The 24,860-nt window shown below is 46.7% G+C and carries 20 protein-coding genes; 7 read left to right on the top strand and 13 right to left on the bottom strand.

Features of this window, described 5'->3' with window-relative positions; translation table 11 throughout:
- Positions 1–55: 55 nt before the first annotated feature.
- From GZ78_RS18740 to GZ78_RS18730, 3 genes are all read right to left on the bottom strand, one after another.
- Positions 56–1,360, bottom strand: coding sequence for a hypothetical protein (locus GZ78_RS18740; RefSeq protein ID WP_034839391.1), 1,305 nt, complete (start codon positions 1,358–1,360; stop codon positions 56–58).
- Positions 1,361–1,633: 273 nt separating this feature from the next.
- Complete coding sequence (locus tag GZ78_RS18735) at positions 1,634–3,616, bottom strand: hypothetical protein (RefSeq protein ID WP_034839389.1); 1,983 nt, start codon at positions 3,614–3,616, stop codon at positions 1,634–1,636.
- Positions 3,617–3,747: 131 nt separating this feature from the next.
- Positions 3,748–4,128: a YybH family protein gene (locus GZ78_RS18730; RefSeq protein ID WP_034839386.1), complete on the bottom strand. Its 381-nt coding sequence runs from the start codon at positions 4,126–4,128 to the stop codon at positions 3,748–3,750.
- 188 nt (positions 4,129–4,316) lie between these two features.
- Between GZ78_RS18730 and GZ78_RS18725 the strand changes: the two genes are divergently transcribed.
- Together GZ78_RS18725 and GZ78_RS18720 are read left to right on the top strand one after the other, a co-directional pair.
- Positions 4,317–5,669: a hypothetical protein gene (locus tag GZ78_RS18725; protein ID WP_034839383.1), complete on the top strand. Its 1,353-nt coding sequence runs from the start codon at positions 4,317–4,319 to the stop codon at positions 5,667–5,669.
- A gap of 126 nt (positions 5,670–5,795) precedes the next feature.
- Positions 5,796–6,797, top strand: a complete 1,002-nt coding sequence (locus GZ78_RS18720) for a substrate-binding domain-containing protein (protein ID WP_034839381.1) — start codon at positions 5,796–5,798, stop codon at positions 6,795–6,797.
- A gap of 41 nt (positions 6,798–6,838) precedes the next feature.
- Here GZ78_RS18720 and GZ78_RS18715 read toward each other — a convergent pair whose 3' ends face one another.
- The 3 genes from GZ78_RS18715 to GZ78_RS18705 are packed head-to-tail and all read right to left on the bottom strand — an operon-like array spanning position 6,839 to position 9,821.
- Positions 6,839–7,492, bottom strand: coding sequence for a bifunctional 4-hydroxy-2-oxoglutarate aldolase/2-dehydro-3-deoxy-phosphogluconate aldolase (locus GZ78_RS18715; protein ID WP_034839378.1), 654 nt, complete (start codon positions 7,490–7,492; stop codon positions 6,839–6,841).
- The gene (edd, locus tag GZ78_RS18710) at positions 7,489–9,297 is read right to left on the bottom strand and encodes a phosphogluconate dehydratase (protein WP_034839376.1); all 1,809 of its coding nucleotides are present in this window, start codon (positions 9,295–9,297) and stop codon (positions 7,489–7,491) included. Before edd ends, GZ78_RS18715 begins: the two co-directional genes overlap by 4 nt.
- Positions 9,294–9,821, bottom strand: a complete 528-nt coding sequence (locus GZ78_RS18705; RefSeq protein WP_034839373.1) for a gluconokinase — start codon at positions 9,819–9,821, stop codon at positions 9,294–9,296. The genes edd and GZ78_RS18705 overlap by 4 nt, the downstream gene beginning before the upstream one ends.
- Before the next feature lie 130 nt (positions 9,822–9,951).
- Here GZ78_RS18705 and gntU point away from each other — a divergent pair, with 130 nt between their 5' ends.
- The gene (gene gntU / locus GZ78_RS18700) at positions 9,952–11,298 is read left to right on the top strand and encodes a gluconate transporter (protein ID WP_034839371.1); all 1,347 of its coding nucleotides are present in this window, start codon (positions 9,952–9,954) and stop codon (positions 11,296–11,298) included.
- Between the two features lie 41 nt (positions 11,299–11,339).
- Here the strand turns inward: gntU and GZ78_RS18695 are convergent, their stop codons facing one another.
- A complete protein-coding gene (locus GZ78_RS18695) occupies positions 11,340–11,771 on the bottom strand; it encodes a DUF2147 domain-containing protein (protein WP_034839368.1) in 432 nt (143 codons plus the stop codon).
- A 193-nt stretch (positions 11,772–11,964) separates the two neighbouring features.
- Here GZ78_RS18695 and GZ78_RS18690 point away from each other — a divergent pair, with 193 nt between their 5' ends.
- Together GZ78_RS18690 and GZ78_RS18685 are read left to right on the top strand one after the other, a co-directional pair.
- On the top strand, positions 11,965–13,935 hold the full coding sequence (locus tag GZ78_RS18690) for an NERD domain-containing protein (RefSeq protein ID WP_034839366.1): 1,971 nt from the start codon (positions 11,965–11,967) through the stop codon (positions 13,933–13,935).
- 60 nt (positions 13,936–13,995) lie between these two features.
- Positions 13,996–15,159 (top strand): hypothetical protein, encoded by a 1,164-nt coding sequence (locus GZ78_RS18685; RefSeq protein ID WP_034839363.1) that lies wholly within the window; start codon positions 13,996–13,998, stop codon positions 15,157–15,159.
- On the opposite strand, the gene GZ78_RS18680 is transcribed toward GZ78_RS18685, so the two are convergent.
- Positions 15,160–16,371, bottom strand: coding sequence for an aromatic amino acid transport family protein (locus GZ78_RS18680; protein WP_034839361.1), 1,212 nt, complete (start codon positions 16,369–16,371; stop codon positions 15,160–15,162).
- Between the two features lie 141 nt (positions 16,372–16,512).
- Between GZ78_RS18680 and GZ78_RS18675 the strand changes: the two genes are divergently transcribed.
- Positions 16,513–16,869, top strand: a complete 357-nt coding sequence (locus GZ78_RS18675) for a 5-carboxymethyl-2-hydroxymuconate Delta-isomerase (protein ID WP_034839358.1) — start codon at positions 16,513–16,515, stop codon at positions 16,867–16,869.
- Positions 16,870–17,236: 367 nt separating this feature from the next.
- On the opposite strand, the gene hisA is transcribed toward GZ78_RS18675, so the two are convergent.
- Positions 17,237–17,995: a phosphoribosylformimino-5-aminoimidazole carboxamide ribotide isomerase gene (gene hisA, locus GZ78_RS18670; RefSeq protein WP_034839355.1), complete on the bottom strand. Its 759-nt coding sequence runs from the start codon at positions 17,993–17,995 to the stop codon at positions 17,237–17,239.
- 216 nt (positions 17,996–18,211) lie between these two features.
- Here hisA and GZ78_RS18665 point away from each other — a divergent pair, with 216 nt between their 5' ends.
- Entirely contained in the window at positions 18,212–18,592 is a 381-nt protein-coding gene (locus GZ78_RS18665; protein WP_034839353.1) for a phospholipase C/P1 nuclease family protein, read from the top strand.
- On the opposite strand, the gene GZ78_RS18660 is transcribed toward GZ78_RS18665, so the two are convergent.
- The 4 genes from GZ78_RS18660 to GZ78_RS18645 form a co-directional block, all read right to left on the bottom strand.
- Entirely contained in the window at positions 18,593–19,342 is a 750-nt protein-coding gene (locus tag GZ78_RS18660; protein WP_034839350.1) for an META domain-containing protein, read from the bottom strand.
- A gap of 1,000 nt (positions 19,343–20,342) precedes the next feature.
- Complete coding sequence (locus GZ78_RS18655; protein ID WP_034831824.1) at positions 20,343–21,680, bottom strand: IS1380 family transposase; 1,338 nt, start codon at positions 21,678–21,680, stop codon at positions 20,343–20,345.
- A 197-nt stretch (positions 21,681–21,877) separates the two neighbouring features.
- Entirely contained in the window at positions 21,878–22,258 is a 381-nt protein-coding gene (locus GZ78_RS18650) for an SET domain-containing protein (protein WP_034839347.1), read from the bottom strand.
- A gap of 178 nt (positions 22,259–22,436) precedes the next feature.
- Positions 22,437–24,266, bottom strand: coding sequence for a DEAD/DEAH box helicase (locus GZ78_RS18645; RefSeq protein WP_051786342.1), 1,830 nt, complete (start codon positions 24,264–24,266; stop codon positions 22,437–22,439).
- Between the last annotated feature and the right edge of the window lie 594 nt (positions 24,267–24,860).

Here is a 24,860-nt window from a genome sequence, read left to right as displayed (position 1 = left end):
CTACTTTATTGCTGGACGGCCTGAATCAGGCCTGCTTGTTGCAGTCCACATTGACTTAATCAAAATACGTATAATTGAAATCCAGAAAATCTGATTTGGGGTAGCCCAGATTGGCTTCTACTGTTCTGATGTAATGGTTACTCGTTTCGCTGGCTTTAAACCGAAGCTGAAACATAGGATCGATGATCACCGCTTCTGGAGCAACTAAAAGGTTTTCTTCGCTGTTACTGGCCAGAGGATGTAACACCAGAGCAATGTGATTACCCATTAAGTAAGTTTCATCTTCTTTGGTTTTACCGCTTTCCAAACCCTGATTAAAGTCTCTTTCTACTTCTTTGTACTGAACAAAATCCGGCTCATAGTCCGAGTGACTGTCACTGTCGCTTTCCTCCTCTTGATTCACCCAGACATGGCAATCAATGTTCATCATGGCCAGTTTCACTGGCAGCCCTTCCTCGGCCAATTTGGGTAATAGAAAGTCTGTAGCCACATGAGAAAAATCCCCGCACTTAGCCAGTTGCATATTCTGAATAACAAAGGAGATTAGCTGACAATAAAGATGATTCTGCTGTTCCTGAGTCAGGGGGGTCTTTTCCTGGTGATAGGCCATTTGGAAACAGAGATTAAGGAGAGGGTTTATCTCATGCATGTACTTACGGTCAGACTCTGTCCGTTCGGACGCCGGAACATCACCAGGCCAGCGATTATCACGGGCATGTGTCGGCTCTTCTATTTTCAGGGAGCGAATATGTTCAAACAGTTCTTCGGAAAGTTCTTCTATCCGCTCTGAGGGAAAACTGAGAGACAATGGCTCCCGGACTTTATCGGTATGAGCCAGAGTCGACTCAACCATTCTCTGATAAGCCATCTCCATGTCGACAGAACGACCCACGCTCATACCCAGTTCAGACAGGAAAAACTTTAATGCATCTGAGGGAGGAACAATGACATCGGTAAAATCCTGAATATCCAGCTCTTCTTCCGAACTTATCTGACTCGATACCTGTGCTTCTGCATCACAGCCTGAATCATTGCTGTCACTGTGAACGTCATAATCCAGACTGTCTTCGTTGCTTCGGGATGGAGAGAGCGAGCTGGAGGGCGATGAGATACCGCTTGAGATACCACTTCCGGCATCATATTCCTGAGCCTGTTTTATTTTTTTTAGCTTCGAAGGAGCCAGTGCAGAAACTTCCCGATCACTTACCTGACTGTCCTGAAAGTCAGGCCTTCTTCGTTTTCTGGGGATTTCGGAAGCCGGACCACTCCTGGCTTTTTCTCGCTCTGAAGGCGCAGAAGTGGTTATCGGGCTACCCGAAGCTTTGCCTGAACCTGATGGTGGTACCGAAGAAGATGACATGTCCCCAGCCTCTGAGTCGATCTGTTTGCCAGAAGCCGGCAGGATAAATTGAATAAACCTGCCAGCTTCTAGGAGGCTGTCGGACTTAAGCTTTCGAGCATGAAATTCAGTAGAGCAAGTCAGCTTTTTCGTTGGATTTGTGCGAATAGTTGGCCTATTTAAGCAAATTCAACGAAAAAGATGGCCGCTCTTTCTGGATTTCAGGCCGAAATTGCCTTAAGTCCGACAGGCTCCTAGATTAAATCGGCTTTCCTCAGAAAAGCTGAGTAGCTCTCACGAATCTTCAGCCTGTTCGTGCTCCATCTCTTCGGGCGGCTCCTGCTCAGGTTGCGGCTGAGGCAGAGCCTCAGGTTCAGGCTGGGGAGCAGGATGAGGATTAAAGTCGTCACTGAAAGTCGAAAGGGCATCGACGACCTTAGCATCCAGAGCCATAAAATCAAAGCCCGCCAGCAATGGGTCTGGCAGGAGTGCCCCGTGTGCCTGCGACATTTCCAAAAGAGCTTCTCTTAGATTCTGTGGAATAGTAAAAAGCATCAATCCCCCCAAATCCTGACAAGCGTACCGGAAAAAAGCGGTTTCTATCTGAAAGTGAGCATCGACTGCCCTCATCCAGCCCAGCAGCAGACCTCTCATATTGCTATCATCAGCCAGCAGTACCATAGTAAAGAATAAAGACACCACATAACTCTGATCACTCACAGGCACATAGTGATAAAAAATCCCGGCATTTGGATCAGTTTCTACTTCACCTTCCGCTGATGATAGGTATCCTCTGATAGCCATAATATAACGCTCTAGCTCTGCGGTAACACCAGGGCCTACATGTCTTAGTAATTCAGGAATCTCAATAGTTGAAGGCTGAACCCTGACCCATTCCTGTCGATCAGGAAAATCAGCAAATATTTTGAGCCATTCCAGATCTTCAAAATGCAGCCACTGCTCTATTAACTCTTCTGACAACAACCAGTGGTTACGGTGAATGGCTATGTACTGAAGCAAATCGTTCAGAACCCTCTGATATCTGGCCAATAGTGCTGAGTGCTCATGGTCAGCAGGTAATCTCATGACCTGAAAATACCGTATCATTCTGGCCAGATATTGAGATTCTTTGCTGTACTTGAGCCTGTCTCTAATTGCTCTTGCCAGCTCCTCACCTGTCTGGGGAGGTTCAGCCATCCCGGAATTTCTCAGATCAATAAGAACGTTTCCCCAGTTGTTGAGGGCATTGGCCATAATCCGGCTGAACTTCCCTACTCTTGCTTCAAAGTGAGTCAGATCGTTTTTCTGCCCACCTTTCTCCTCCACTCGTTTGATGACAGCCCTCTTTTCCAAAGGTTTTTCCCTGAAATGAAGAGCCCGGTTCTTCTTCTTTTCTTCTGTCGCTCCATCCTGTTTTTCTTTGCTTGTGCCGGGAAGAGTGCTGGCCTGCTGTGGAGAATCTTCATCAGGTTCATTCTTTTTCCGTTTAACCTCAGAATCTTCATCTTGCTTTTCTTCCTTTTCAGGAGGAGGCCGTTTGAGGCCACGCTTCTTTCTACCCTCCCCCCCCGTCACAGTCCTGATATTCGAGCCAAAACACTCTAACCATTCCAACATTCGCTCAAATGCGGCCTGCCGAATTTGACGCAGCCATCTCAAATACATTTGATACAACTCTTTCCTGGTCAGGTATATAACCTGTCCTCCAGAGTTCCAGAGATAATACGATTGACCTTCAATCGAGGTAGATGAGATACCGTTTATCTTCATGTAGAGAGGCAACAAGGTCTGATCCATATCTTCATCAAGATCTTGTTCAAAAAGATGCCAATAAGACTCCGACTTAGTCTCATCCTTTAACCCGTTTAAAACGACTGCCATTGAAGCATGACCTGCCCTGTCCGCCTGAGCGGGTTCAAGTGATATATCTGGTTTAGAACTTTGAGTCAGAATTGGCTTAAGCCTTGTTTCCGGGGTGTCATCAGACGAACTAATATCAATTTTTTCAGGCAAATCCGGAAACAAATCAAAAGACCACTTTTGTTTCAGTTTTTCCCATTCCATAGAAAGGGGAAAAGCTGGCTCTTCCTGAGCAGGAAAGAGAGCCACTAATCCATCTCGAACCATCGGCATAAAAGAGCTCGCCCAGTAAATACCAGAAAAGACTGGAACAGAATTAGATAAAAGTGATGAAACGACCGGAGGTTGTGCAACAGCCAGATGGGTGAAATGGGTTCCTACAATAATGAGCAGTACGAAAGCGCTAGTCCGTTTCATGCTAAACCTGATGACTGATTTTTTATTAATCTTCAAAGATCATCAAGCATAGAATAAGACAGACCTCTTTCAAGAAAGTCTGTCTATTTAGACCACTATTTTATATCACAGGCAGTATTGCAGCGCCTTGATCAGCACTCACTGCTATGAGCGTGCCAGATTTTCCAGCCCTCTTCTGTTTTTTCCAGACAGTACGTAACTCTCATTCGTGCTTTTTTCACAGCTTCAGGATTATCTTTTTCGTGTCCTTCCAGCTGCCAGAACACCGCACAACTGGCCGATTTTTCATCACCACGAATCATAGCCAGCTCATAATCAGCCCGGTTAATGGTCCACAGTCCAAACATCATGCTGAACCAGCCCCTGATTTCATTTCGCCCCTTGAGGCTTCCTCCTCCCTGATCCCAGAACAGGGAGGCATCCAGATGATTGGACATGATACCTTGGACATTCTGATGCTCAAAACAGGCTTTGTGACCTTCGAAAAAGGCTTCTATCTCTTTTACAGCCATGGAAAAAACCTTGTAACTTCAGGGAATCTCTGTGGAAACACAGTCTATTTGCAATGTCTCAAACTCACAATGAAAGATTGGGTTTTCTATGGGCTTATCATATAGACATTAGTCCTAACTCCCTTTATTTATTGAATTACTCTGCCTAGCCTGAATTTATCGCCAGAGAAGTTAGAGGGACAGTTATTATGTATGGATCACAGGGTTATCAGCCACACCATCAGGGAATACATTCCACGCACCAAGAGCGCTCTCATCAGAAGCCAGGTGGTAACAGACGCCGTAGCAAAAGAAAGCCTGGTCATTACTCACCTATCAGTAACCCCCAGCATCCGAGTAGAAACACCCGAGTGGCTCAACCTGGTGGGTACTTACAGAATCAAACCAAACCTTCAGGTGGTCAGTACAGCCAGTCCCCTCAAAGGCAGGTTCAACATTCTTATCAAATGCAAAGCACTCGAAAGCCTGCTGCAAAAGGTCCGCACAGAAAATATCAAGCACCGGTTCAGCATGAGCAACTTACGAAATTGCTGGAAGGTATTGATAGAGACCCTCTTGCAGTCATAACGGGCCTTTCTGCTGTACCACCGGAGTCTATGATTCCTTCTCACAGATCAACCAAGGGTCAGCCTCACAAAATACCAGAGACAGCGCCTGATACTCCCTGGGATCAGGTCAAGCACCCGTTTTATGGAGAACAACTGACTCTGCCTGAAATCGAACAATTGTTAAAAGATCAGGTTGAAGGAAAAGGTAAAACGTTCCAACAAAAGGTTGAGGACAGTGTATCCAAACTTACTGAATACCGACAGAAGCACGCAAGCGTGGGTGAAATTAAAGTCAACTTCAAACGACCTGAAGGGATTAAGCCTCAGCCGGAAGAAAAGCTTCGTGAAGGCACTACCTATTCTCTTAATGAACTTGAAGGGGAAACCCGAGTAGTGGACTGGGGTGCAGAGCCCGCTAAATTAGGCTTAATCAGCACACTGCCTCGTCTGTTGATAGCGCCCTTAAAAGAGTTAAATAACCTGGGAGACGCAGCCCCTGACGAAGTGAAAGCTCTCCTGGAAACCAAAGTGCGCGGCATCCCCCTAAAACACTGGGGAAGTTACGGTGAGCTTCAGGAGAAATGTGCTGCAAAGTTCGAAAACTTTAAGAAGAAAGCTGAGCCAGAGTTAAAAGTCAATCTGGAAAGGATGCTTGAAGACCCTCAGTACTACGAAACAGAACAAAGAAAGTTTATAGCTGCAGTCATGGACGATATTCCGCAGAGCTTTGTTGATACCCAGACAGACATAGAAGATTTTCTGGAAGAATTTGATGCTGACTATGTCGACAATAGCACTGAGTTCCTGCTGAACAAGTCATACGGTATGGCGCTGTCCAGGCAGGGTTGGACTCTGGGTAATACCCTGGATCAATTGATCGGATTGCTGGAAAAAGCGAATACTCTCATGGCTGATTATAACCATGACTCAGGTATATCCTCATCGGCAGGTACCGACTCTGATTCCTCCAGTGATATTGAAGGAAAGGCCTGATAGCAATAAGGGGCTGATCACTCAGCTCCTTTTACTCTCACCGTTAACAATTTAGCTTTTTTCCGGTAAATTCTGCCATATTCAGAAGCAGATCGGTTTCTGACATGTCTACTGCTCCGGTATTGAATGAAAGCCAAAAACAAACGACTTGCCCTCCAGGACATTGCTGACCAGGTGGGTGTGACAAAAATGACCGTCAGCCGTTATCTGAGAGGCCCTGACCAGGTATCCAAAACGACGGGCGAGCGAATCCAGAAGGTCATTGATGAAGTCGGCTATGTCTCCAGTCGTGTGCCCGACATTCTCTCCAATGCCACCAGCAAGGCCATTGGCATTGTTGTTCCTTCTCTTTCCAATCAGGTTTTTTCTGCAGTAGTTCAGGGGATTGAAAATATTACCGAACCTGCAGGATACCAGACTATGATTGCGCACTACGGCTATGACAGAGAAGTGGAAGAAAAGCGAATTGAGTCCATGCTTTCCTACCACGTTGACGGGCTGATTCTCTCCGAGTGTGATCATACAGAAAAGTCTTTACGGATGATTGCCAATGCCGGCATTCCCGTGGTGGAAGTGATGGACGCTTGCCTCCCTCCCATCGACCTGGCCGTCGGCCTGGACCATCAGGCAGCCAGCGAAGCCATGCTGAAAAAAATGATCAGCAGAGGCAAACACAGGATTGTTTTCTTTGCAGCCCGAATGGACGTAAGAGTTCGTCAACGTCTGGCAGGGTATCAGGCTGTTATGAGTGAGTTAGGTGCTGAGCCTGTGATTCTGTCCACAGAAGAACACTCGTCCTTCACACTGGGGAAAACATTGATGATGCAGGCACTCAGTCAATACCCGACACTGGATGGTGTCTTTTGCTGTAATGATGACCTGGGAATAGGTGCTATTCTCGAATGTCAGCGGCGAAATATAACCATCCCGGATCAGATAGCTATTGCAGGCTTCAATGCTCTGGATATTGGCCGGGCTATTCACCCCAATCTAGCCAGCATTTCAACGCCTCGAAAGGCAATTGGAGAGACTGCTGCACAAATGCTCCTGGATAAGCTCGCAGGAAAGGATATTGAAGACAAGGTCATTGACCTTGGATTTTCAATCTTTGAAGGAAACAGCATTTAAAGACAGCTTTGAGCCTGACGAAGATCAGGCTCTTTCGTTAATCAAGCTGTCTGAAGCCCCTTGGCCATAGCAACAGCCTCGGCTGACAACTGAGTAATAGACGACCAGTCACCCGCCTTTATCAGATCTGCGGGTAACATCCATGAGCCACCAATCGTTGCCACACATGCCAGAGCAAGGTAGTCATTCATATTTACCGGACTGATGCCGCCTGTCGGACAGAATCTAATTTGTGGCAGAGGGGCAGAAATCGCTTTAAGCGCTTTAACACCGCCATTCACTTCGGCAGGGAAGAACTTAAGATGATCATATCCGTGAGCCAGAGCCGTCATCACCTCTGAAGGCGTAGCACAACCCGGAATCAAAGGTGCGGTTCCCTGGCGGGCATGTTCAAGCAAACCCGTTGTAATGCCCGGAGAAATGACAAACCTGGCACCAGCAGCCACAGCTGCATCATATTGCGCCTCGTTAATCACAGTACCGGCACCTACCATGGCATCCGGCATGGTATTGCTGATGGTACGAATGGCGTCCAGTGCAGCATCCGTTCTCAACGTAATCTCAAATACTTTAATCCCCCCTTCACTCAATGCCTGAGCCATAGGGAGTGCATCTTCAACCTTATCGATGACCATCACAGGTACAACTGGTGAAGAAGAGAATACAAGGGAGGGTTCAATGGCCCAATTACTCATTGATGGTCTCCTGGAAAGAGAATGGATGCTCCCTGCTCAGCACTGGAGATTAGCTGACGGAAACCATTAAACAATTCACGACCACACCCGAAATGTTGAAGTGTCAGATCAGGGTGACTGCCATTACGCTCAGAAAGAACCGTATCGACAGAGATGCTACCTTCTCTGGCGTCTACGGTAATCAAATCACCATTTTCAATGAATGCCAATGCACCGCCTTTGGCCGCCTCAGGAGTAACATGAATCGCCGCAGGAATTTTACCTGAAGCTCCGGATAGACGACCATCTGTTACCAGCGCGACTTGATGTCCGGCTTTCTGAAGATTACCCAGAATGGGCATCAACATGTGCAACTCTGGCATCCCATTGGCACTGGGGCCGTTAAAACGAACCACTATGATAGCGTCTTTATTCAGCTCGCCACGTTTATAAGCGTCGGCAACATCATATTGTGAATCAAATACTATTGCCGGAGCAGTCGTCACCCAGTGTTCTTCAGCCACAGCACTGATCTTGATGACCGCACGCCCCAAATTACCGCTAAGCACTTTCAGCCCGCCGGTTTTAGCAAACACCTGACCTGGTGACACAATTACCTCAGCATCACGAGAAACACCTGAGTCTTGCCAAATCAGTTTACCGTCCACCAGCTCAGGCGACTGCAGATAGTTCTCCATAGTTCCATAACAGGGAATCGCGTCCATATTGAGAAGGCCCCGTTTAGCGAGTTCTGATAATAATACCGGTACACCTCCTGCTTGCTGGAACTGATTAATATCGGCTTTGCCATTCGGATAGACACGGGTCAGCAGGGGAACAGCCTGAGAAAGTTCTTCGAAATCATCCCAAGTCAAAATAAGCCCTGCCGCTCTTGCCACAGCAATCATATGAATGGAGTGGTTGGTACTGCCACCAGAAGCCAGAAGCGCAACCAGACCATTGACCAGACTTCGCTCATCAACCACTTGCCAGAGTGGTCTGTAAGCCGGTGCATCGGTAGTTTGTGACGCTATAGAAACAGATGCTTCAGCAATAAGAGCATCTCGAAGTGCACTCCCAGGCGGAATGAATGCCGAGCCAGGCAGCATCAACCCCATGGATTCAAAAACCAGCTGGTTCGTATTGGCAGTACCGTAGAAAGTGCAGGTTCCCGGTGAGTGATAAGCATTGCACTCCATTTTCTGCAGCGCTTCCTGACCGACTTCGCCCGCCACATACTGTTGACGAACCTTCACCTTTTCATCATTGGTAATGCCTGTAGGCATGGGCCCAGAAGGAATAAAAGCTGTTGGCAAATGACCAAACGACAGCGCCCCTATAAGCTGTCCAGGCGCAATTTTGTCGCAGACTCCCAGCAATAAAGTGGCATCAAAAGTATTGTGGCTTAAGCTGACGGCAACGCTCTGTGCAATAACGTCTCTGGAATAAAGAGACAGGTCCATGCCCGGCTGCCCCTGAGTCACACCATCGCACATGGCAGGAACTCCACCCGCGACCTGAGCACTGTGTCCCATTGCATTCAGTGCCTGTTTGATTTTTGTCGGGTACTCACGGTAAGGCTCGTGAGCACTCAACATATCATTGTAGGCCGATACAATGGCGACATTGGCCGTTGTGAAGTTCAGAATTCGATCTTTCTGTTCACTGCCACAAGCGGCTACAGCATGAGCCAGATTACCGCAGCTCAACGAGGTTCTGACTTTGCCATTGCTGGCCTGTTGCTTCATCCTCTGAATATAACTTTGCCGAATTTTCCGGCTACGCTCGGCAATTCTCCGGGTTACTTTCTCTATCACCGAATTCATGCTGCAATTTCTCCGCTTAAATCAACCACCGCTTGTGAACAGGCAGCAACCACCTGCTTAATATCTCCAGAGATATCAATACGCACGACGCCTGATTCATTATCTTCAGGAGCTTCCAGAGTACCGAATTGGCTCTGAAGCATAGTTTCACGCATAAAATGTCCCTTGCGCGCTTTCATTCGCTCAAGGATAAGATTGAAACTGCCATCCATATGCAAAAAATAAACCCGCTTATTGCCTTCACGAATAGTGTCCCGGTATTTCAATTTCAGGGCAGAACAAACAACCACTGCAACTTCATTCTTGGCCTCTACACTGTAGGCAACATCTCTGATTCGCTCGAGCCACGGCTGACGGTCTTCGTCGTTTAAAGGCGAACCCCCGGCCATCTTTTCAATGTTCTTTCTCGGATGCAGATCGTCACCGTCAATAAACTTGGCACCCATCTCATGACTCAATGCTTCACCGACTGTGGACTTACCGGAGCCACAAACGCCCATCACCACGAAAACCTTACCAGCCATTATTTGATCTCAATCAATAATTACCAAAAAAGTCAGAAAATTAACTTCTTCACTTAAAATGTTATCGGTAACATGTTACCGGTAACAACACATCATGAAAAGTAATTAATACATTCGAGAATTACAGCCAATGTCCGATTTGTCTCTGATCTTTACTGCAGCAGGATCCATCATCCTGTTGCTGTTTCTGGTGATGAAAGCCAGGCTTCACGCAGTCGTGTCCTTGATTCTTGTCTCCATGGTTGCCGGGATCGCTACCGGTATGAACCCCACCGACATCGCCGCAACTATCCAGAAAGGTATGGGTGGCACACTGGGCTTTGTAGCCGTAGTGGTGGCACTGGGTGCCATGTTCGGTAAAGTCATGGAAACGACAGGTGCCCTGGATCGCATAGCCCAGACCCTTTTGAACCGTTTTGGTTCAGAGCGTGCAAACTGGGCCATTACCATTACCGGTTTCATCTGTGCCCTGCCTTTGTTCTTTGACGTGGCAGTGGTACTTTTGATTGGAGTGGTCTTTGCCATTGTTCGTAAAAGCAAGGACAGTGTCGTAAAAATGGGTATAGCTCTGCTGGCAGGTATTGCAACCTGTCAGGCCTTCCTGATTCCGGCTCCCGGCCCTATTCTGGTAGCCTCACAACTGGGAGCAGACTTTGGCTATATGATTTTGATCGGTCTGACAGCTTCTATTCCTGCAATGATTCTGGCTGGCCCTATGTTCGGCTCATTTATCAGCAAAATAGTGGATGTGCCTCTGCCTGCACACGCCAAAGCCAGTGAAGAATTCAAGGAGCGCGGTGGTGAGCTGCCTTCTTTTGGCCTGGCCTTCGGCTTGATCATTTTACCTCTACTGATGATTGGACTTCAGACTATTGGAGCCCGCTTTGTTGCTGAGAACTCTTCTCTGCACGGTTGGCTGACCTTCATTGGCCACCCTTTCACAGCCATCATGGTGGCCTGTCTGGCTGCCTGCTATCTACTGGGTATCAAGCGTGGCTATGACAAAGATGAGGTTATGAATATTTGTGGGTCTGCCCTGCAGCCTGCCGGTGTCATCATTCTGGTCACCGGTGCTGGCGGTGTCTTCAAGCAGGTTCTGGTGGACTCTGGTGTGGGTCAGGCACTGGGGAATATGCTGGCGGGTAGCGGACTGCCCATCGTAGCTCTGGCATTTATTCTCGCAGCAGCCGTTCGTGTGATTCAGGGCTCTGCCACAGTGGCTATGTTGACCGCCTGTGGTCTGATCCTTCCAATGCTGGAACCTATGAGCTTGTCCGGTGCTCAACTGGCAGCAATTACGGTAGCGATTGGTGGTGGTTCCATTGTTCTGTCACACGTAAACGACTCTGGTTTCTGGCTGGCAAACCGCTACCTGGGACTGACAGAGAAACAGACTCTACAAACCTGGACAGTCATGGAAACCATTATAGGTACCACTGGTGCCGTGGTAGCTATGGGCTTTTCTCTGTTCCTGTAACAGACGGAGTGGGCAGACTTGGGTCTGCCCACTTTTCACAATCACTCAGCCTTCACCCAGACCTGAGTTCTTCCTAACATTGCAAAACCCAGATACCCCCTGACTTCCAGCTTTTCACCCTTTTCAATAAGCTTCATGCTGGCGCTGTAGATTTTTCCGGAGGTTGGATCAAGTATCTTCCCGTCGTCGTATTGAGAGCCTTCTTTTTCCATTCCCCAAATAAACGTTAGCCCCTCCAGTTTTTTATTTTTCTTATCACCCTCACACTTTTCACACACCATATCTCTGGCTTCAGGATCAAGAATGCGCTCTATTTTCCCCTTCAATTCATCACCCTCTTCCCAGATCGTGACCAATGACTCAGCCTTCTTGGTATCTTCATTGACTGTATGCCATTGGCCGACATAACCATTGGCAAATGAAATGGCTGGCATGATCAGAATAGATGCTGTCAGTAGAACTTTTCGCAACATAAAGCACTCACTCTTCTTATTGTTATAGATGGTTTGAATCCATCATTTCTACACATTCCTTTGATGATCCGATACTAATCGGATCAAAGTTAAACAGCCAGCTAAACTACTCTGACAGTCTTGATTGGAATTCACCCTCACTTCCTACTCAAGAAACACTCCCCTGCAAGAATTGACCGTACGGAAGTTAACCATGGCCAAACAAATCAGTTTTGGTAACGCTGTAAATGATGCTGAACGCTGGGCCTTCAAATTATTATCGAATGAGTTACCACAAAATTATCTCCTCCTGACCAATATTGAAATACCTGTACATACTGGCCAGGCCATGGAGGTAGACGCCTTGATTATTGGAGAGTGGGGTATCTATGTAGTTGATATAAAAGGCTACATAGGCCGGCTTAATGCCGGTCAGCATGCCTGGTCCCTGGATGGACGAGATGTCGATAACTGCCTGGCCAAAGCCAATTACGTTGCCAGAGTGCTGGCCGGTAAAATCAAACACAAGATTCCAGTAGGCGTCTATGCCCCCTGGTGTCAGGGGATGGTCTTTGTCACTGGCAGAAAAGGCGAAGGCATATCCCTTGAAAAAGACGACGGATCACTCAGTATATACACCCCTCAACAGATTGTTTCAGCTCTCACTCACCAATGGGGTCTCACGGCTCCGAAAAAATTTCCTGTCACAGAAAAGCAAAAAGAACACGTGCTTGAAACACTGGGTCAAGTCTCAGTGGTTGAACGTCGTAACAACCGCATTCAAGACTTCCATAAAGTGAAGTGTCTGTTCATTCAGCACGGTCTGGAGATCTGGCAAGCTGATTATCAACCCGGTGACTGGTCTGCTCCCTGGCTTTTAAAGATTCTGGTTTCAACGGGCTTTGAAAATGAGGAGATGCAGTACACTCAGGAGCAGAAACTCAGAGACGAGTTTATGAGGCTTCAGAAACTATCAGGCTGTAATGGTGTACCCTACAGTGCTCCCCTCATACAGGATGGTGAGCAATTGGTTCTTCCCATAAAAATGCCCCGAGGTGTTCCATTGAGCGCCTTCAAACCCCAAGAACACACCACGTACCAATTATTGGAAGCCCTGAAGCATTCAGCACTGGCTCTGCAACAGATTCATCGCCGAGGTTATACGGTAGGTAACTGGTCCGAGAATTGTGTTTTTATCACCGATGATGGCGATATTGAATATATTGACATCATCAATGGTTCAACACTCGATGAAGACATTAAAAACTATGCGACTCTGTTCTGTTCTCTGGCAAAACAAACCCACCAGCCCCGTATCTATCAATGGTATGAGCAAGCCGCTTTGGGACGGAATCTGGATCTGGACTGGCTCTGCTGTGATCTGTCTGCACTGATTGAAATGGGTATATGTGATGGCGAGCAGAAAGCAATCTCTCTCAAGAAAGGGGCCATCATTGATCATCATTTCCAGCTGGAAGAATGTATTCAGACCAGCGAGACCAGTCAACTCTGGCGAGCTAAGCATTTACAGGGGCAATACAACTGTGGCATCTCTATCTACCAATGTATAGACGAACACTGGCCAGAGCTCAGCTGTTTGTATCGTAGCCTTTCTCACCTCTTTCACCCTCACATCGAACGGGTTATCGCTTTTGGCCAACTCCCGGCCAGCCAGGACTTATTTATCGCCCGGTATTGGTTAAAAGGCTGCTCACTGAATGAACTTATTCACTACGAAGAACAGCAACCCCAAATGTGGTTTGCCCAATTGCTGACCGGACTCCAATACCTTCACAGAATGAATATTTTTCATGGCGCTGTTTGTCCCCGAAACATCATTTGTAATCCGGTACGGGCTGTATTGGTTAATTTTGGCGTGGGACTCGATATTGCCGCAGAATCTTACTCTCAACAGTATGCTGACCCCAATCTTTGGGCCGAAGAAAATGACATAGAAAAAGATCTGTATGGCCTTGTGGCCAGCTTTGTCGATGTTTTGACACCGATTAGTCTGAATAACCAACGATCACGAGACTTCATCATAAAAGCTCTGGATGCTATTGACCCCAACCTTGTAGGGCAGTCCCTCTTTGAATCCTGCCAAAGAGTGCTTTCATTCAATTTTTCTCCTGATTTATCAGAAAGTTACCTGACTCAATTTGGTCTGGACCCATCCTCTCTTTGAAGAAACCCCATACATTCGAGCCTTCTATATTGGGGTTGTGGGAAGTAAGAGACTAAAAAAATGGATATACCAAGAGAAGATAGTGTGACCAGCCAGGACAGCGGCTTTGGCTCACTTAAAAAAAAATCACCCGAGAGTACTGGCCGATCTTTCAATAAACAAATTCATGCCTTTAGTCCCGATAAAAAGACTGAGGAGTCGCCCGAAGCCAAACAGGCAAGTGTGAGTAGTTATAAATCACTTGGCGAAAGAGACATTCAGGGTTTTTATCGCGCTACAGAAGTCGGTACTGGATGGCCTGAAGAAACTAAAAAGCTTTATGAGAAAGGCCAAAAAATAGTACGTATGCTGCAGCGATTCACTACATTGCTGGCTGACTATAACTCATCCGACAGACCCGATAATGCACTCCATGCCATGTCTGTCATGGTTGGCAAGCCATCCGTTAAAGGGGACTCAGCCAGACTCCTTGAAGAACGCGAGAGTCTGCACAAACAGTTAGCCGTTATCGATTGCAAGGAAGAGTGGCTAAAAGCAGAGAAAGCAGCAAAAGAAACCCTGGATATGATCTCAGCATGTACATCTCTATACCCCTATTCAAAAGAGGATCTCAATGCTTCCAACGAAGCACTGGAAACTCTGAACTCAGATACATTAATGATTCTCAATAGAGTCAGTCAGGGCAAAGGAAAATACAAACCCAATAGCCGTGAAAAAGCTTTGATCAAAAGACAGCGGCAAGAAAGTGCCAGAAATAAAGAACTCCAGAAAAACTATGATGATGTACTGGCACAACGGTTAACGCTTTTGGAACCCTCATTAAAAAAATTAAATTCACACACGAGTGAGATCAGCCAGAAATATCAGGCAGAATTTTCTCCCTGTCTGGAAGCTGCCAGATCGGATGTGCGACTGGTTGATGCCAAAGGCAGAGCCAGAGGACTTGAAACCGAAAAGGTCAGCTCGGAACTCCTTTTGGCCAGTGGCAGTGTTGGAACCTTGCTGGAGTATTTCGCAAAAAAATACTTCGAATTCCAGGCAAACGGCGGTAAGCAAAGCATTCAAAAACCAAGAACTGAAGAAGAGATTGCTGCTGTGGCGGCTAAGGTGGAAGCCAATCGATACCCATATTCTCCCGTGCAAGACTCTAAAGATACACCTCCCCCACTCTCACATCAGGACTCAGGCATAGCAGACCCCGATAACCCTGACCTTTATCACTGATCAGGAGTCCAGTGCAGGCAGCCAGCCAGCAACTATGCCAACCTGGGCAAGAATCACAGCCACTCCGATCAGGCACATTATCACCAGCAGCAGGTTACCTCCGGCAACCTGATAAGGCTCTTCCAGGTGCTTCTTGCGTGCTTCCCACACCAGCATGACAGGAATGAATACGGCCAGAATAACCAGGGCTACAGCGGCATAACCCAGAGTGGTTACAAAACTGCCCGGGAATAAAACCGCAACAGCCAGTGGGAGCCCCAGAGTCAAAAAAACAGTCTGAATACGACCCATGATGGTATCTGACCTATGACTAACCTCTGCCAGATAGTCGAACAAGCCGATCGCCACCCCTAAAAACGAAGTACCCAATGCACAGGCAGTGAACACACTGATGAGATGATTGAAGCCTGAATAACTACTGACCTCTCCAATCCTGAGAATAAGCTGTCCCACTGCATCAGGACTGGATTGAAGGTTCGTAATCAGTAACGATGACAAAGTCCCATTGGTCGCTATCTGCCAAAGAGCATAAACCAGAAAAGGCAATGCACTGCCCAAAACCAACGCCCGACGAAAATCCCTTGGATTGCCTTTCACATATCGAACAACGGTCGGTACCGCACAGTGATAACCAAATGAGGTGTAAAGAACAGGAAGGGCTGCAAAGAGCATGCTGGGCTCACCAGGCTGAAGTGTCAGATTGTCTACTTCAACTTCCGGAAGTAACAACATCATGATGAACATCAATAAAGCGATCATCAGAAAGAACATCATCCGATTGGCATAGTCCACCACTACTGTGCCAACCACCACTAAAATAGCAATGAACACTGCCACCACAATGGCAGACTGAGAAAAACCAAGCGCTGATCCAAATTGCTCAGAGGCAGAGGCCAACTGCCCTGCCCCTGCTGAAATATAAGCTGAACTGAGTGAAAAGTAGAGAAACAGCATAGCCAGAATCGCTATACCCTGTCCGGATTTACCTAATAGCCTCCCTACGACACCATGAAGGTTGTCGGCTTCAGGAACAGCTCGGCAGGCCTCTGCTATCAGTAATCCCCCATAACAGGCCAGCCCTGCCATCAACATCATCAGGAATAAACCCGACCAGATTCCTGTTGCGGCAGAGACCAGAGGCAAAGCCAGCATGCCTGCCCCTATTGATGTACCTGCAACCAGCAGGGAACTTCCCAGTGTTTGACTATTCATGTATTAATTCATCGTACACTTCTCAGATATCAAAGAGTAGACAAGAATTTCTGAAGTGACCCTCCTCTCTTACCCTTTTGCCTTTAAACTGCTTTTGCTAGGCTTCTGCTTCCTTTATCAACTTATCCAAGATGGCCGTTTATGCCTCATTGCATTATCGAGTACTCTGCTGATATCGAACAAAAGTACTCAATCAAAGAGCTCGTCTCAGGCATTCATCAGGGTGCTTTGGAATCAGGTTTATTCAGAGCCGAAGACATCAAGTCACGAGCTTTCCCCTGTGAGTACTTTCAAACAGCCGCGCCTGACCAATCTTTTGTCCACGTCACGGTCAGAATTATGAAAGGCCGAACGCCTGCCCAGAAGAAAGGATTAAGCCAGAAAGTACTCAGTGCAGCTGAACAGATCATCCCTGACGTAAACATACTGACCGTTGAAATTCTTGATATTGATACAGACAGCTATTCAAAGCGGGTTGTCCGGAAACAGTGCGAATAAGTTTCTGATACTCGATTTAAACACTGCCCCCCTCTAAAGGGCTCGATTAAAATTCTTCTTACAAAACTGGATAGTCTGCAGCAGTGGTCAATCGTTACCGAGCAGAATCGACAGGCGCACTTTAATTACTGAAGGTAACACTCTCGCTGAAGTCTTCAACAGCAAAGGAAAACTGATTACAGCAGGACAAACCAATCAGTATGGGCGGATTTGGTTTAAGATCGCTCACTCTCAGGAAGTAAAATTTTCAACCAACAGCCAGTCCAAAATCTATCCGTACAGAACCCGGTACGATACTGCCCGCTAAGCCTTACTCTCTGGGGCTCCTGTGACAGTATCATGGAACCCCGGACGGCCCCTGACAGGCTTAATCAGCTTTACAGCACGCCACTACCTCTCTAAACGCCAGAGAACCACCAAAAATATCCAGAGCACTGCCTATGGTAATGTGCACCTGATTGTCACCGGCTTTTCTAACGGCCTCAATGTCTTCCAGGGTAGCAATGCCCCCAGCATACGTTACAGGAACCGGCGAGTATTCAGCCAAAAGAGAAACCAGTTCTAAATCAGGCCCTGCCATCAAACCTTCTACCGAGGCAGCATGAACAAGAAACTCATCACAATAGCTTGCTAACTTTTTCAGTGTTTCTGCATTAATTCGAGTGTCCGTAAATTTCTGCCAGCGATCGGTGACGATAAAATAGTCACCGTCCTTTTTCTTGCAAGACAGATCCAATACCAACCGGTCCCGGCCCACTGCAGCCAGCAGTTTCTCCAGATTTTCAAAGTTCACCTGACCATCCTTGAATACATAGGATGTGACAATGACATGGGAAGCACCCATATCCAGGTAATGAGTGGCATTTTCTGCCGTGATACCGCCACCGATCTGAAGCCCCCCGGGCCAGCCTGACAAGGCAGAAGCCGCTGCGGCATCATTGCCGGGACCTAATTTTATAACATGACCACCCGTTAGCTGCTCTTTACGATAAAGCTCGGCAAAATCCGCAGCTGATCGGTCACTTTCAAAGTTTACCTGAGCAGAATTGTCACCATCGCGCAGAGAGCTTCCCACTATCTGTTTCACCTTGCCTTCATGCAGGTCAATACAGGGACGAAACTGCATAGCGAAAACTCCTTTCTATTTTTTTGCGAGTGTTACGAAGGCCCTAAATCTAACACAGTCACTGTATCGTGTGAGAGCGTTTCTAGCCTTACTGTGCTCTGTCGATAATACTTGATCTTAGAACTCTTGAGAGGAGGCACCATGGGTAGAGGCCTATTATTCTTGATGGCAGCCCTGTTTTTCAGCCCTGCGTACTCCTGATTTGACTCGGGGCATATGATCAGCAGCTGGATTGCCTGGCAGAACATGACACCAACAGCCCGGCAGAGGGCTCAGGAATTATTGGATATTTTAAAGGAAGCCGAACCCAAGACTCACAGCTTTGTAATTGCTTCCACCTGGATGGATTCGATTAAAAAAGAAGGTCTGGCAGTGACTCGTTACTGGCATACAGTCAGTGACCAGAAAGACACCCACCCCGAAAACCGGGCTCGTAAACGTATTAATGTACAAAGAGCCGTAGTCTTTAATCAGATAGAACCAGAGGTACCTCTCAGCAAGAAATACCTGCTGAGAGGACAAATTATTTCACGAGAAAGGATTGTAACTTCAGGCTATCGACTGTCACAAACTCTGAACCAGGTGCTCAACCAGTAATCACTGACCTGCTTTCATATCCAGAGGTCTGGAAAGATCAACAATATTGCTGGAGGTGCTGCGGGAAACCAGCTTGCCTTTATGCCTGACTTCTACAGAAACCGAATAAGTATGGTTCGGTTGTATGAGTGAGGGTGAATAAGGAATCTGGAAGTTCAACGGTGCATCAAGCTCATACTTCAGCTTAACTTTCTTCTCTCCGATCAAGTTGGATCGGGCATCTTGCTTGCTAATATCCGTGAGCTGGATTCGAACATCGGAATCAGCGGGGAAATAGCCGCTAGCCGATTTTACTACACCTTTGACTTCTGCTGTCTCAGCTACAAACTTCAGCTCTTCCTTGCTATGACGGCTCTTCAGAACCAGCATATCTCCTTTAGATACCATGGTATCTACTTGCTGAAACGCAGAGAAAAAGGCCATTTCCTGTTTCATGACGGGCTCCGGACAGGCCATCATGGTTGAGCCAACCCTGCCAAATTGCAACTCATCCTGCTGCATGGTGTAACTTCCAAAATAACCATTGCAGGGGCCCTTGCCACTGACTTTACCTTCTTTATCAGAGGCAGACTGGAATTCAAGGGTGATTCTTTTTCCATCTACCGGTGGTTTGCCATCCAGGGAACTCAGTACCCAGGTTTTACCTTCCACTTCGGTGGGTGACACCACCAACTTCTTATCTGATGAACTACAGGCAGCAAGAAGGCTTCCTGCAGCCAGTACCAGAACAAATCGGCCCATGGTCCTCATGATCTTACCTTATACCTCACGTGAGACTGTTCCAGGTTTCTGCCCCTGCAGAATGGTCAGAGCATAAACCTTTAAACCACTCATTAAAAACCGCCAGACCCCCTTATTACCAAGGTCTGACTCTAAAAATTCAGACACAAAAAAATAATGCAGGTCACCTTAGAGCCTGTCGGACTTAGCCTCGTTCAATCTTACCTATAAACGACAAAATAATAATAAGTAAAAGAACATCGACTTATAGTCACCTGCTACATATCTCCTGATAAAACATCAGTAAGTGTAGCAGCCAAATGATTAGTAATATTAACGAAGTCGGTAGAGAGTTAGCTAAGGCTTAATCAAAGTATGCTTTATTCGGTTGTCCCACTCTTCATCCATATCCCAATCAGCCAAATCAACTTCATGCAATTCTCTTGTGGCATCTTGCAGACCTGCTGGTGCCGATGGTTCCTCCTAACATCTCTGGAAGAAATTGTCTTCTTACTCCTTCACCGTGCGAGTAAAGCCTTCGTTCAATGGTTCAGCTAAATTTTGACAAACTTTATAGACAAGGAGAGTTTTCGCGGCTTGAGTAACAGGTGTTGCAGCCACTGCAACAGGAATAAAATAGGCAGAGTACATGGAGTGCAGCCATCAATGTATCATACTCTTCTTTATTTATTTTTTTCTTCAGAATGAATACCCATAGAAAAAGCTTCCAAAGATAACAATAAAATCAAAGATAATTGAGTATTCAGCTCATTACTATTTCCCACAACGCATTCAGAGGAGATTAGTAATACAACTGACCTGAATCAGTGAGTTCTTAATTAATCTCGAGAAAATCGTGTAATTTAAGCTCCAACCTTACCGCAAATCACTTTATTACTACTTTGATCAGGAAATAACAGAACAATCCAGCAAAGACCCCAGCTGTTTTTGTCATTATTTTGAAATTCAGGCGATGCATCACCTACCAAGACCTGGCATTCATTTCAGAAAGACAGAATAATATTGATGGCTAACAAAGCATTTTTTCTGGATAAAGCCCCATAAACACCTGGAGTGCCGGGCTATATCGGCCAAATCGTAGTATTTTGCGACGGCCTGCCTCCAAAAAGCGGGCAGCCTGATAAATCAACTCCTGCATGACGGTTTTTATTCTTCTCCTTGCTGCCTGATGACGAACAGGTGACTGCGGCCCCAGCAAACAAGATTGCCCCATGTAACGCAGCATATTATAAGTTAATGCGCCCAGACACATTACTAAATCATTAGTATCGAACTTTCCAGAAGGAAGCCTTTCCAGATCCATATCGGTTTTTAATTCACTGTGAAATTGCTCACTGGTGGCGTGATTCTCATACAGCAGAATAACGTCGTTATCGCTGTATTCTTCTTCATTCAATGTTGTCCACCAACCTTCCAGCTCGTAGTCTGGAGTTAGAAACATCTGACCAACGGCATCTGACGTTCGTCTGACCATTTTGATAATCAGTCGCTGATGACCATAGTGAGCTTCATGGTTAATAGTCAAAGTCGCATAGTGCTTACCTGCTCGTAGCTCATGCCACTCTACCTTCGCTGCTTCAAACTTAGGTAGCCAGGCCTTGGAGGTGTACTGTTGGCGAGGATTCAATTTAATTATGTGGTCAACGTTAGCATGTTGAGCAACGGCCATGCGGGTATCTTCAGCATCGTGAGCACTATCGAGCCGAAGCAATATCGGCTGTTGCGTTATACGACGTACTCTCTGTAAAACGGCACCCAGGAATGGGATGAAATCATTTTGCGAGTGTTGCGAACCTGGTCGCAACTCACACCCCATGCACCAGCCTTCTTGCCCAAGGTAAGCCATAATGGGGGAGTAGCCGAAAAAGTGTTTATATGTCCAACTCACTCCTTCTTTCTTGGAGTTGCTATTGTCTTGAGGCGTGACATCCATATCTAATGGTATATGCTGTTGGCGATCAAGTTCTTTTGGAAGTGGTGTAAGCGGAGCATCAAGTTCTATAAGCAACTCAGCAAGACTTTCCTCAATCAGCGGAATAAGCTGGGTAGCATCTTCATTAAAGCGCTGGCGCAATCGACTGGCAGATGGCATCTGTTTTATTCCCATGCATTGCTGGAACCAATCGTCATGGCGAAGGGTGTCAATGGCGTCAAAGTCATTTTTGCCGAGGGCCAGCAAGCCAACATAAGCACGCACTAAATCAATATTGGCGATTCCATGTCGCTTCTTAATCTTACGGAGTGATTTTTTGAGGGATGTTTTTTTATTGAGGGCGTGACCAATAAAGGCAAGGCCAGCAAATGGTGTATAGAATTCCGTATCAGACTGCTCAAAATGGAGTTCCACAAAAATTCACCTATTCAGTGAAAAAACGAGTAGGTCGTATTTTAGCCTACACCCCTTTCGGTGGATGGCTTTAAGGCTTTTTTATTGCTGATGAAGTCACGGATTCAGGAACTGAAAAAAACAAACCATTAAATAAATAATAAAATCAACAAGTGTTTATCTAAAATATTGAACAAGCATTAGTTTAAATTGTATTTTCAGGGTTCCCATTGAATGCCATCCCAAAGGGGTGATTGATCATTGGGTGATCCATTGTAATTAATAGTGACTTCTTCATTAGGACGAATCTTTTTGATGGAAATAAACTCAATCACCCTATCTTCCATATCAAATCGATAAAGAGCATTAGGGCTATAGGAGTGGTTGTAAATAGAACCCAGACCTAATGCAATAGCCGCTGCATCCATCTTTTCTCCCCAGGAAAAGTAGTAGTTATATACTTCGGTCTGATCAATGTGTTTTAAATCCTGAGGAGGCAATTCCAGAACAGGACAACGCTCAATAACGGTATTGCTCTCGATTTTTTTACTGGTGAAAACTCCCCGCCCTTTCGAACCGGAAAATGACACATACAACATAAGCTAAGCCTCATTTTTATTCTTATAAAACAGTCTAACCATGCTCTCATGGTCTGTTAATACCCTTTTTGGGCTAGCTTGCATAATTTTTTTTGAGAGATTTCAACTTTTTTCAAGATAAAAAAAAAGCAAAAGTCTCAGACTTCTGCTTTTTCAACATCAAAAGATGGGACGAAGCTTATGCTTCTTGACGAGGCCTGCGAGAACCCTGTCTTTTTTCTCCACCGCGATTATCACGATCTTTTCTAAACCCTTCTCCATCACGGCCACGGCCACGACGAGGGCGGGTGTTATCACGACTATCACGACGTCCATCATCCACCCAGACTTTCAAGTCCAGAGCCTTGTTTCGAACCTTGACGTTCTTCAGTGAGTCCAGAGTGGAAGTATCAACACCTTCCGGCAGATAGATGGACGAGCACGTATCGAACAGACGAATGTGGCCAATATTCTTGCCAGAGATATTACTCTCGTTGGCAATAGCGCCTACCAGGTCTCCAGGCGTTATACCCTGATCACGACCTACACCCACACGGTAACGAACCATGCCTTCATTATCTTCTTTGCGATCACGACGAGGGCGCGCTCCACGTTCTCCACGCTCTCCTCCTCTTTCACCACGGTCGCGATCACGATCACGTCGCTCACGCTGTGAACGCTCAGGCTCTTTACCGTCCGGGAATGGACGATCTTTCTGGGCCATGAAGCACAGGACAGCAGACATATCTTCATGACTCAAAGCATGTTCAGTTTCCAGCTCAGCAATGATTTCACGGAACGCATCCAGTTCTTCGCCCATTTCCATGGATTTCACCACTTCTTCCTTAAAGGCTCGGATACGCATGTCACGAACATCACGCATGGATGGCAAACTCATGGTTTCGATGCGCTGGCGAGTAGCCTGCTCAATCGAACGCAACATACGACGCTCACGGTGTGTAGCAAACAGAATAGCTACACCCTGACGACCTGCACGGCCAGTACGACCAATACGGTGAACATAAGCTTCAGTGTCGTAAGGAATGTCGTAGTTCACAACGTGCGACATACGCTCTACATCCAGACCACGTGCTGCGACATCAGTAGCAATCAGAATATCCAGAGAGCCTTTTTTCAGTCGTTCAACAACTTTTTCACGCAGACCCTGACTCATGTCACCATTCAGTGCGGCAGCAGCAAAGCCTCTGGCTTCGAGCTTTTCAGCCAGCTCTACGGTCGCTGTTTTGGTGCGCACGAAAATAATCATGGCATCAAAAGGTTCAACTTCCAGGATACGTGTCAAAGCGTCTAGCTTGTGAAAACCACTGACCATACAGACTTTCTGGGTGATGGTATCAACTGTTGCTGTTTTGGCCTTGATTTCAACCGTAGCCGGATTCTTCAAGTGCGTGTCAGCTATCTTGCGAATCTGTCTGGGCATAGTGGCAGAGAACAGAGCCACCTGACGCTCATCAGGCGTCTGCTCCATAATCCACTCAATATCATCAACAAAGCCCATGCGCAGCATCTCATCGGCTTCATCCAGCACAACCGCTTTCAGAGAGTTCAGTTTCAGACTTTCTCTGCGCAGGTGATCCATAACACGACCCGGTGTACCCACAATAACGTGAGCTCCACGCTTAAGGCCTCGTAACTGACCACGCATGTCCTGACCACCATAAACAGGCAGTACGTGGAAACCTGGCATGTGACGGGCATAACGCTGAAAAGCTTCTGCAACCTGAATAGCCAGTTCACGGGTAGGTGTCAGAACCAGAACCTGAGGGTCATTGACACTCATGTCCAATCTGGAAAGCATAGGAAGGGCGAATGCAGCGGTCTTACCGGTACCGGTCTGAGCCAGTCCCAGCAGATCCCTGCCTTCAAGAATTTTGGGGATACTCTGAGCCTGAATAGGAGAAGGCGTTTCATAGCCAACATCCTGTACCGCCTTGATCACTGCAGGAGAAAGCGGCAGGTCAGAGAAAGTAACCATGGGTTCAGTAGGGGTTGTGTCGTTCTCAGACATCAAGTGCTCCGAAAAATTAGGCATTGATTTGATCAGTGCTATCCCTGTAGACACTCTGACTGGCAGCCGGATCGCAGATTCCGGTCTTAAGCCGTGAGCAATCATCCGGGGGTCAGTCGCAAGCAGAAAGTCGGTAGTAATGTTCAGTAGAACAGGACAGGTTTCAGAAAATCAGACAAGCTATTGATTAACTTAAATAATTTAGTGAAATCGGTGACCGTTCTTTCCGGACCTGGCGACCTGAGCAGGCTATAGCAAGCTCCCATGCACACTGATCCACCACACGATCCTTTTCGTTACGTGCAGTGAGTTTTGACCATGTTCTGACCGCCGGGTTCAATAACAGGTAGCGGCCTTTCCACTCATGGCAGTTTGGTGTCCATGACTTCGTTGAAGATCTCGAAAGAACTGGCAGGATCGGTATCCGATGAGAATTCAATATTCAAACCGATCGAGGTAAACGGAGTACCAGGACATCTCGGGAGACCAAATTCAATGGCTCTCCCATAAAAGGCCGATCATTCTATCGCTATTCGTTCAACATAGATAGCTGTATTTCAATCGTACAGACTGTTTTTGGCCGATGGGCGGCAA

It is taken from the genome of Endozoicomonas numazuensis (genome assembly GCF_000722635.1).
Classification (GTDB): Bacteria; Pseudomonadota; Gammaproteobacteria; order Pseudomonadales; family Endozoicomonadaceae; genus Endozoicomonas_A; species Endozoicomonas_A numazuensis.
Note: the sequence above shows the minus strand (reverse complement) of the source record. Positions and strands in the feature narration are given on the sequence as shown.

What these genes read in the sequence shown, in the direction of transcription:
- GZ78_RS18740 (WP_034839391.1), bottom strand. Translation starts at nt 1,360, where the DNA reads ATGTCATCTTCTTCGGTACCACCATCAGGTTCAGGCAAAGCTTCGGGT.
- GZ78_RS18735 (WP_034839389.1), bottom strand. Translation starts at nt 3,616, where the DNA reads ATGAAACGGACTAGCGCTTTCGTACTGCTCATTATTGTAGGAACCCAT.
- GZ78_RS18730 (WP_034839386.1), bottom strand. Translation starts at nt 4,128, where the DNA reads ATGGCTGTAAAAGAGATAGAAGCCTTTTTCGAAGGTCACAAAGCCTGT.
- GZ78_RS18725 (WP_034839383.1), top strand. Translation starts at nt 4,317, where the DNA reads ATGTATGGATCACAGGGTTATCAGCCACACCATCAGGGAATACATTCC.
- GZ78_RS18720 (WP_034839381.1), top strand. Translation starts at nt 5,796, where the DNA reads ATGAAAGCCAAAAACAAACGACTTGCCCTCCAGGACATTGCTGACCAG.
- GZ78_RS18715 (WP_034839378.1), bottom strand. Translation starts at nt 7,492, where the DNA reads ATGAGTAATTGGGCCATTGAACCCTCCCTTGTATTCTCTTCTTCACCA.
- edd (WP_034839376.1), bottom strand. Translation starts at nt 9,297, where the DNA reads ATGAATTCGGTGATAGAGAAAGTAACCCGGAGAATTGCCGAGCGTAGC.
- GZ78_RS18705 (WP_034839373.1), bottom strand. Translation starts at nt 9,821, where the DNA reads ATGGCTGGTAAGGTTTTCGTGGTGATGGGCGTTTGTGGCTCCGGTAAG.
- gntU (WP_034839371.1), top strand. Translation starts at nt 9,952, where the DNA reads ATGTCCGATTTGTCTCTGATCTTTACTGCAGCAGGATCCATCATCCTG.
- GZ78_RS18695 (WP_034839368.1), bottom strand. Translation starts at nt 11,771, where the DNA reads ATGTTGCGAAAAGTTCTACTGACAGCATCTATTCTGATCATGCCAGCC.
- GZ78_RS18690 (WP_034839366.1), top strand. Translation starts at nt 11,965, where the DNA reads ATGGCCAAACAAATCAGTTTTGGTAACGCTGTAAATGATGCTGAACGC.
- GZ78_RS18685 (WP_034839363.1), top strand. Translation starts at nt 13,996, where the DNA reads ATGGATATACCAAGAGAAGATAGTGTGACCAGCCAGGACAGCGGCTTT.
- GZ78_RS18680 (WP_034839361.1), bottom strand. Translation starts at nt 16,371, where the DNA reads ATGAATAGTCAAACACTGGGAAGTTCCCTGCTGGTTGCAGGTACATCA.
- GZ78_RS18675 (WP_034839358.1), top strand. Translation starts at nt 16,513, where the DNA reads ATGCCTCATTGCATTATCGAGTACTCTGCTGATATCGAACAAAAGTAC.
- hisA (WP_034839355.1), bottom strand. Translation starts at nt 17,995, where the DNA reads ATGCAGTTTCGTCCCTGTATTGACCTGCATGAAGGCAAGGTGAAACAG.
- GZ78_RS18665 (WP_034839353.1), top strand. Translation starts at nt 18,212, where the DNA reads ATGATCAGCAGCTGGATTGCCTGGCAGAACATGACACCAACAGCCCGG.
- GZ78_RS18660 (WP_034839350.1), bottom strand. Translation starts at nt 19,342, where the DNA reads ATGAGGACCATGGGCCGATTTGTTCTGGTACTGGCTGCAGGAAGCCTT.
- GZ78_RS18650 (WP_034839347.1), bottom strand. Translation starts at nt 22,258, where the DNA reads ATGTTGTATGTGTCATTTTCCGGTTCGAAAGGGCGGGGAGTTTTCACC.
- GZ78_RS18645 (WP_051786342.1), bottom strand. Translation starts at nt 24,266, where the DNA reads ATGTCTGAGAACGACACAACCCCTACTGAACCCATGGTTACTTTCTCT.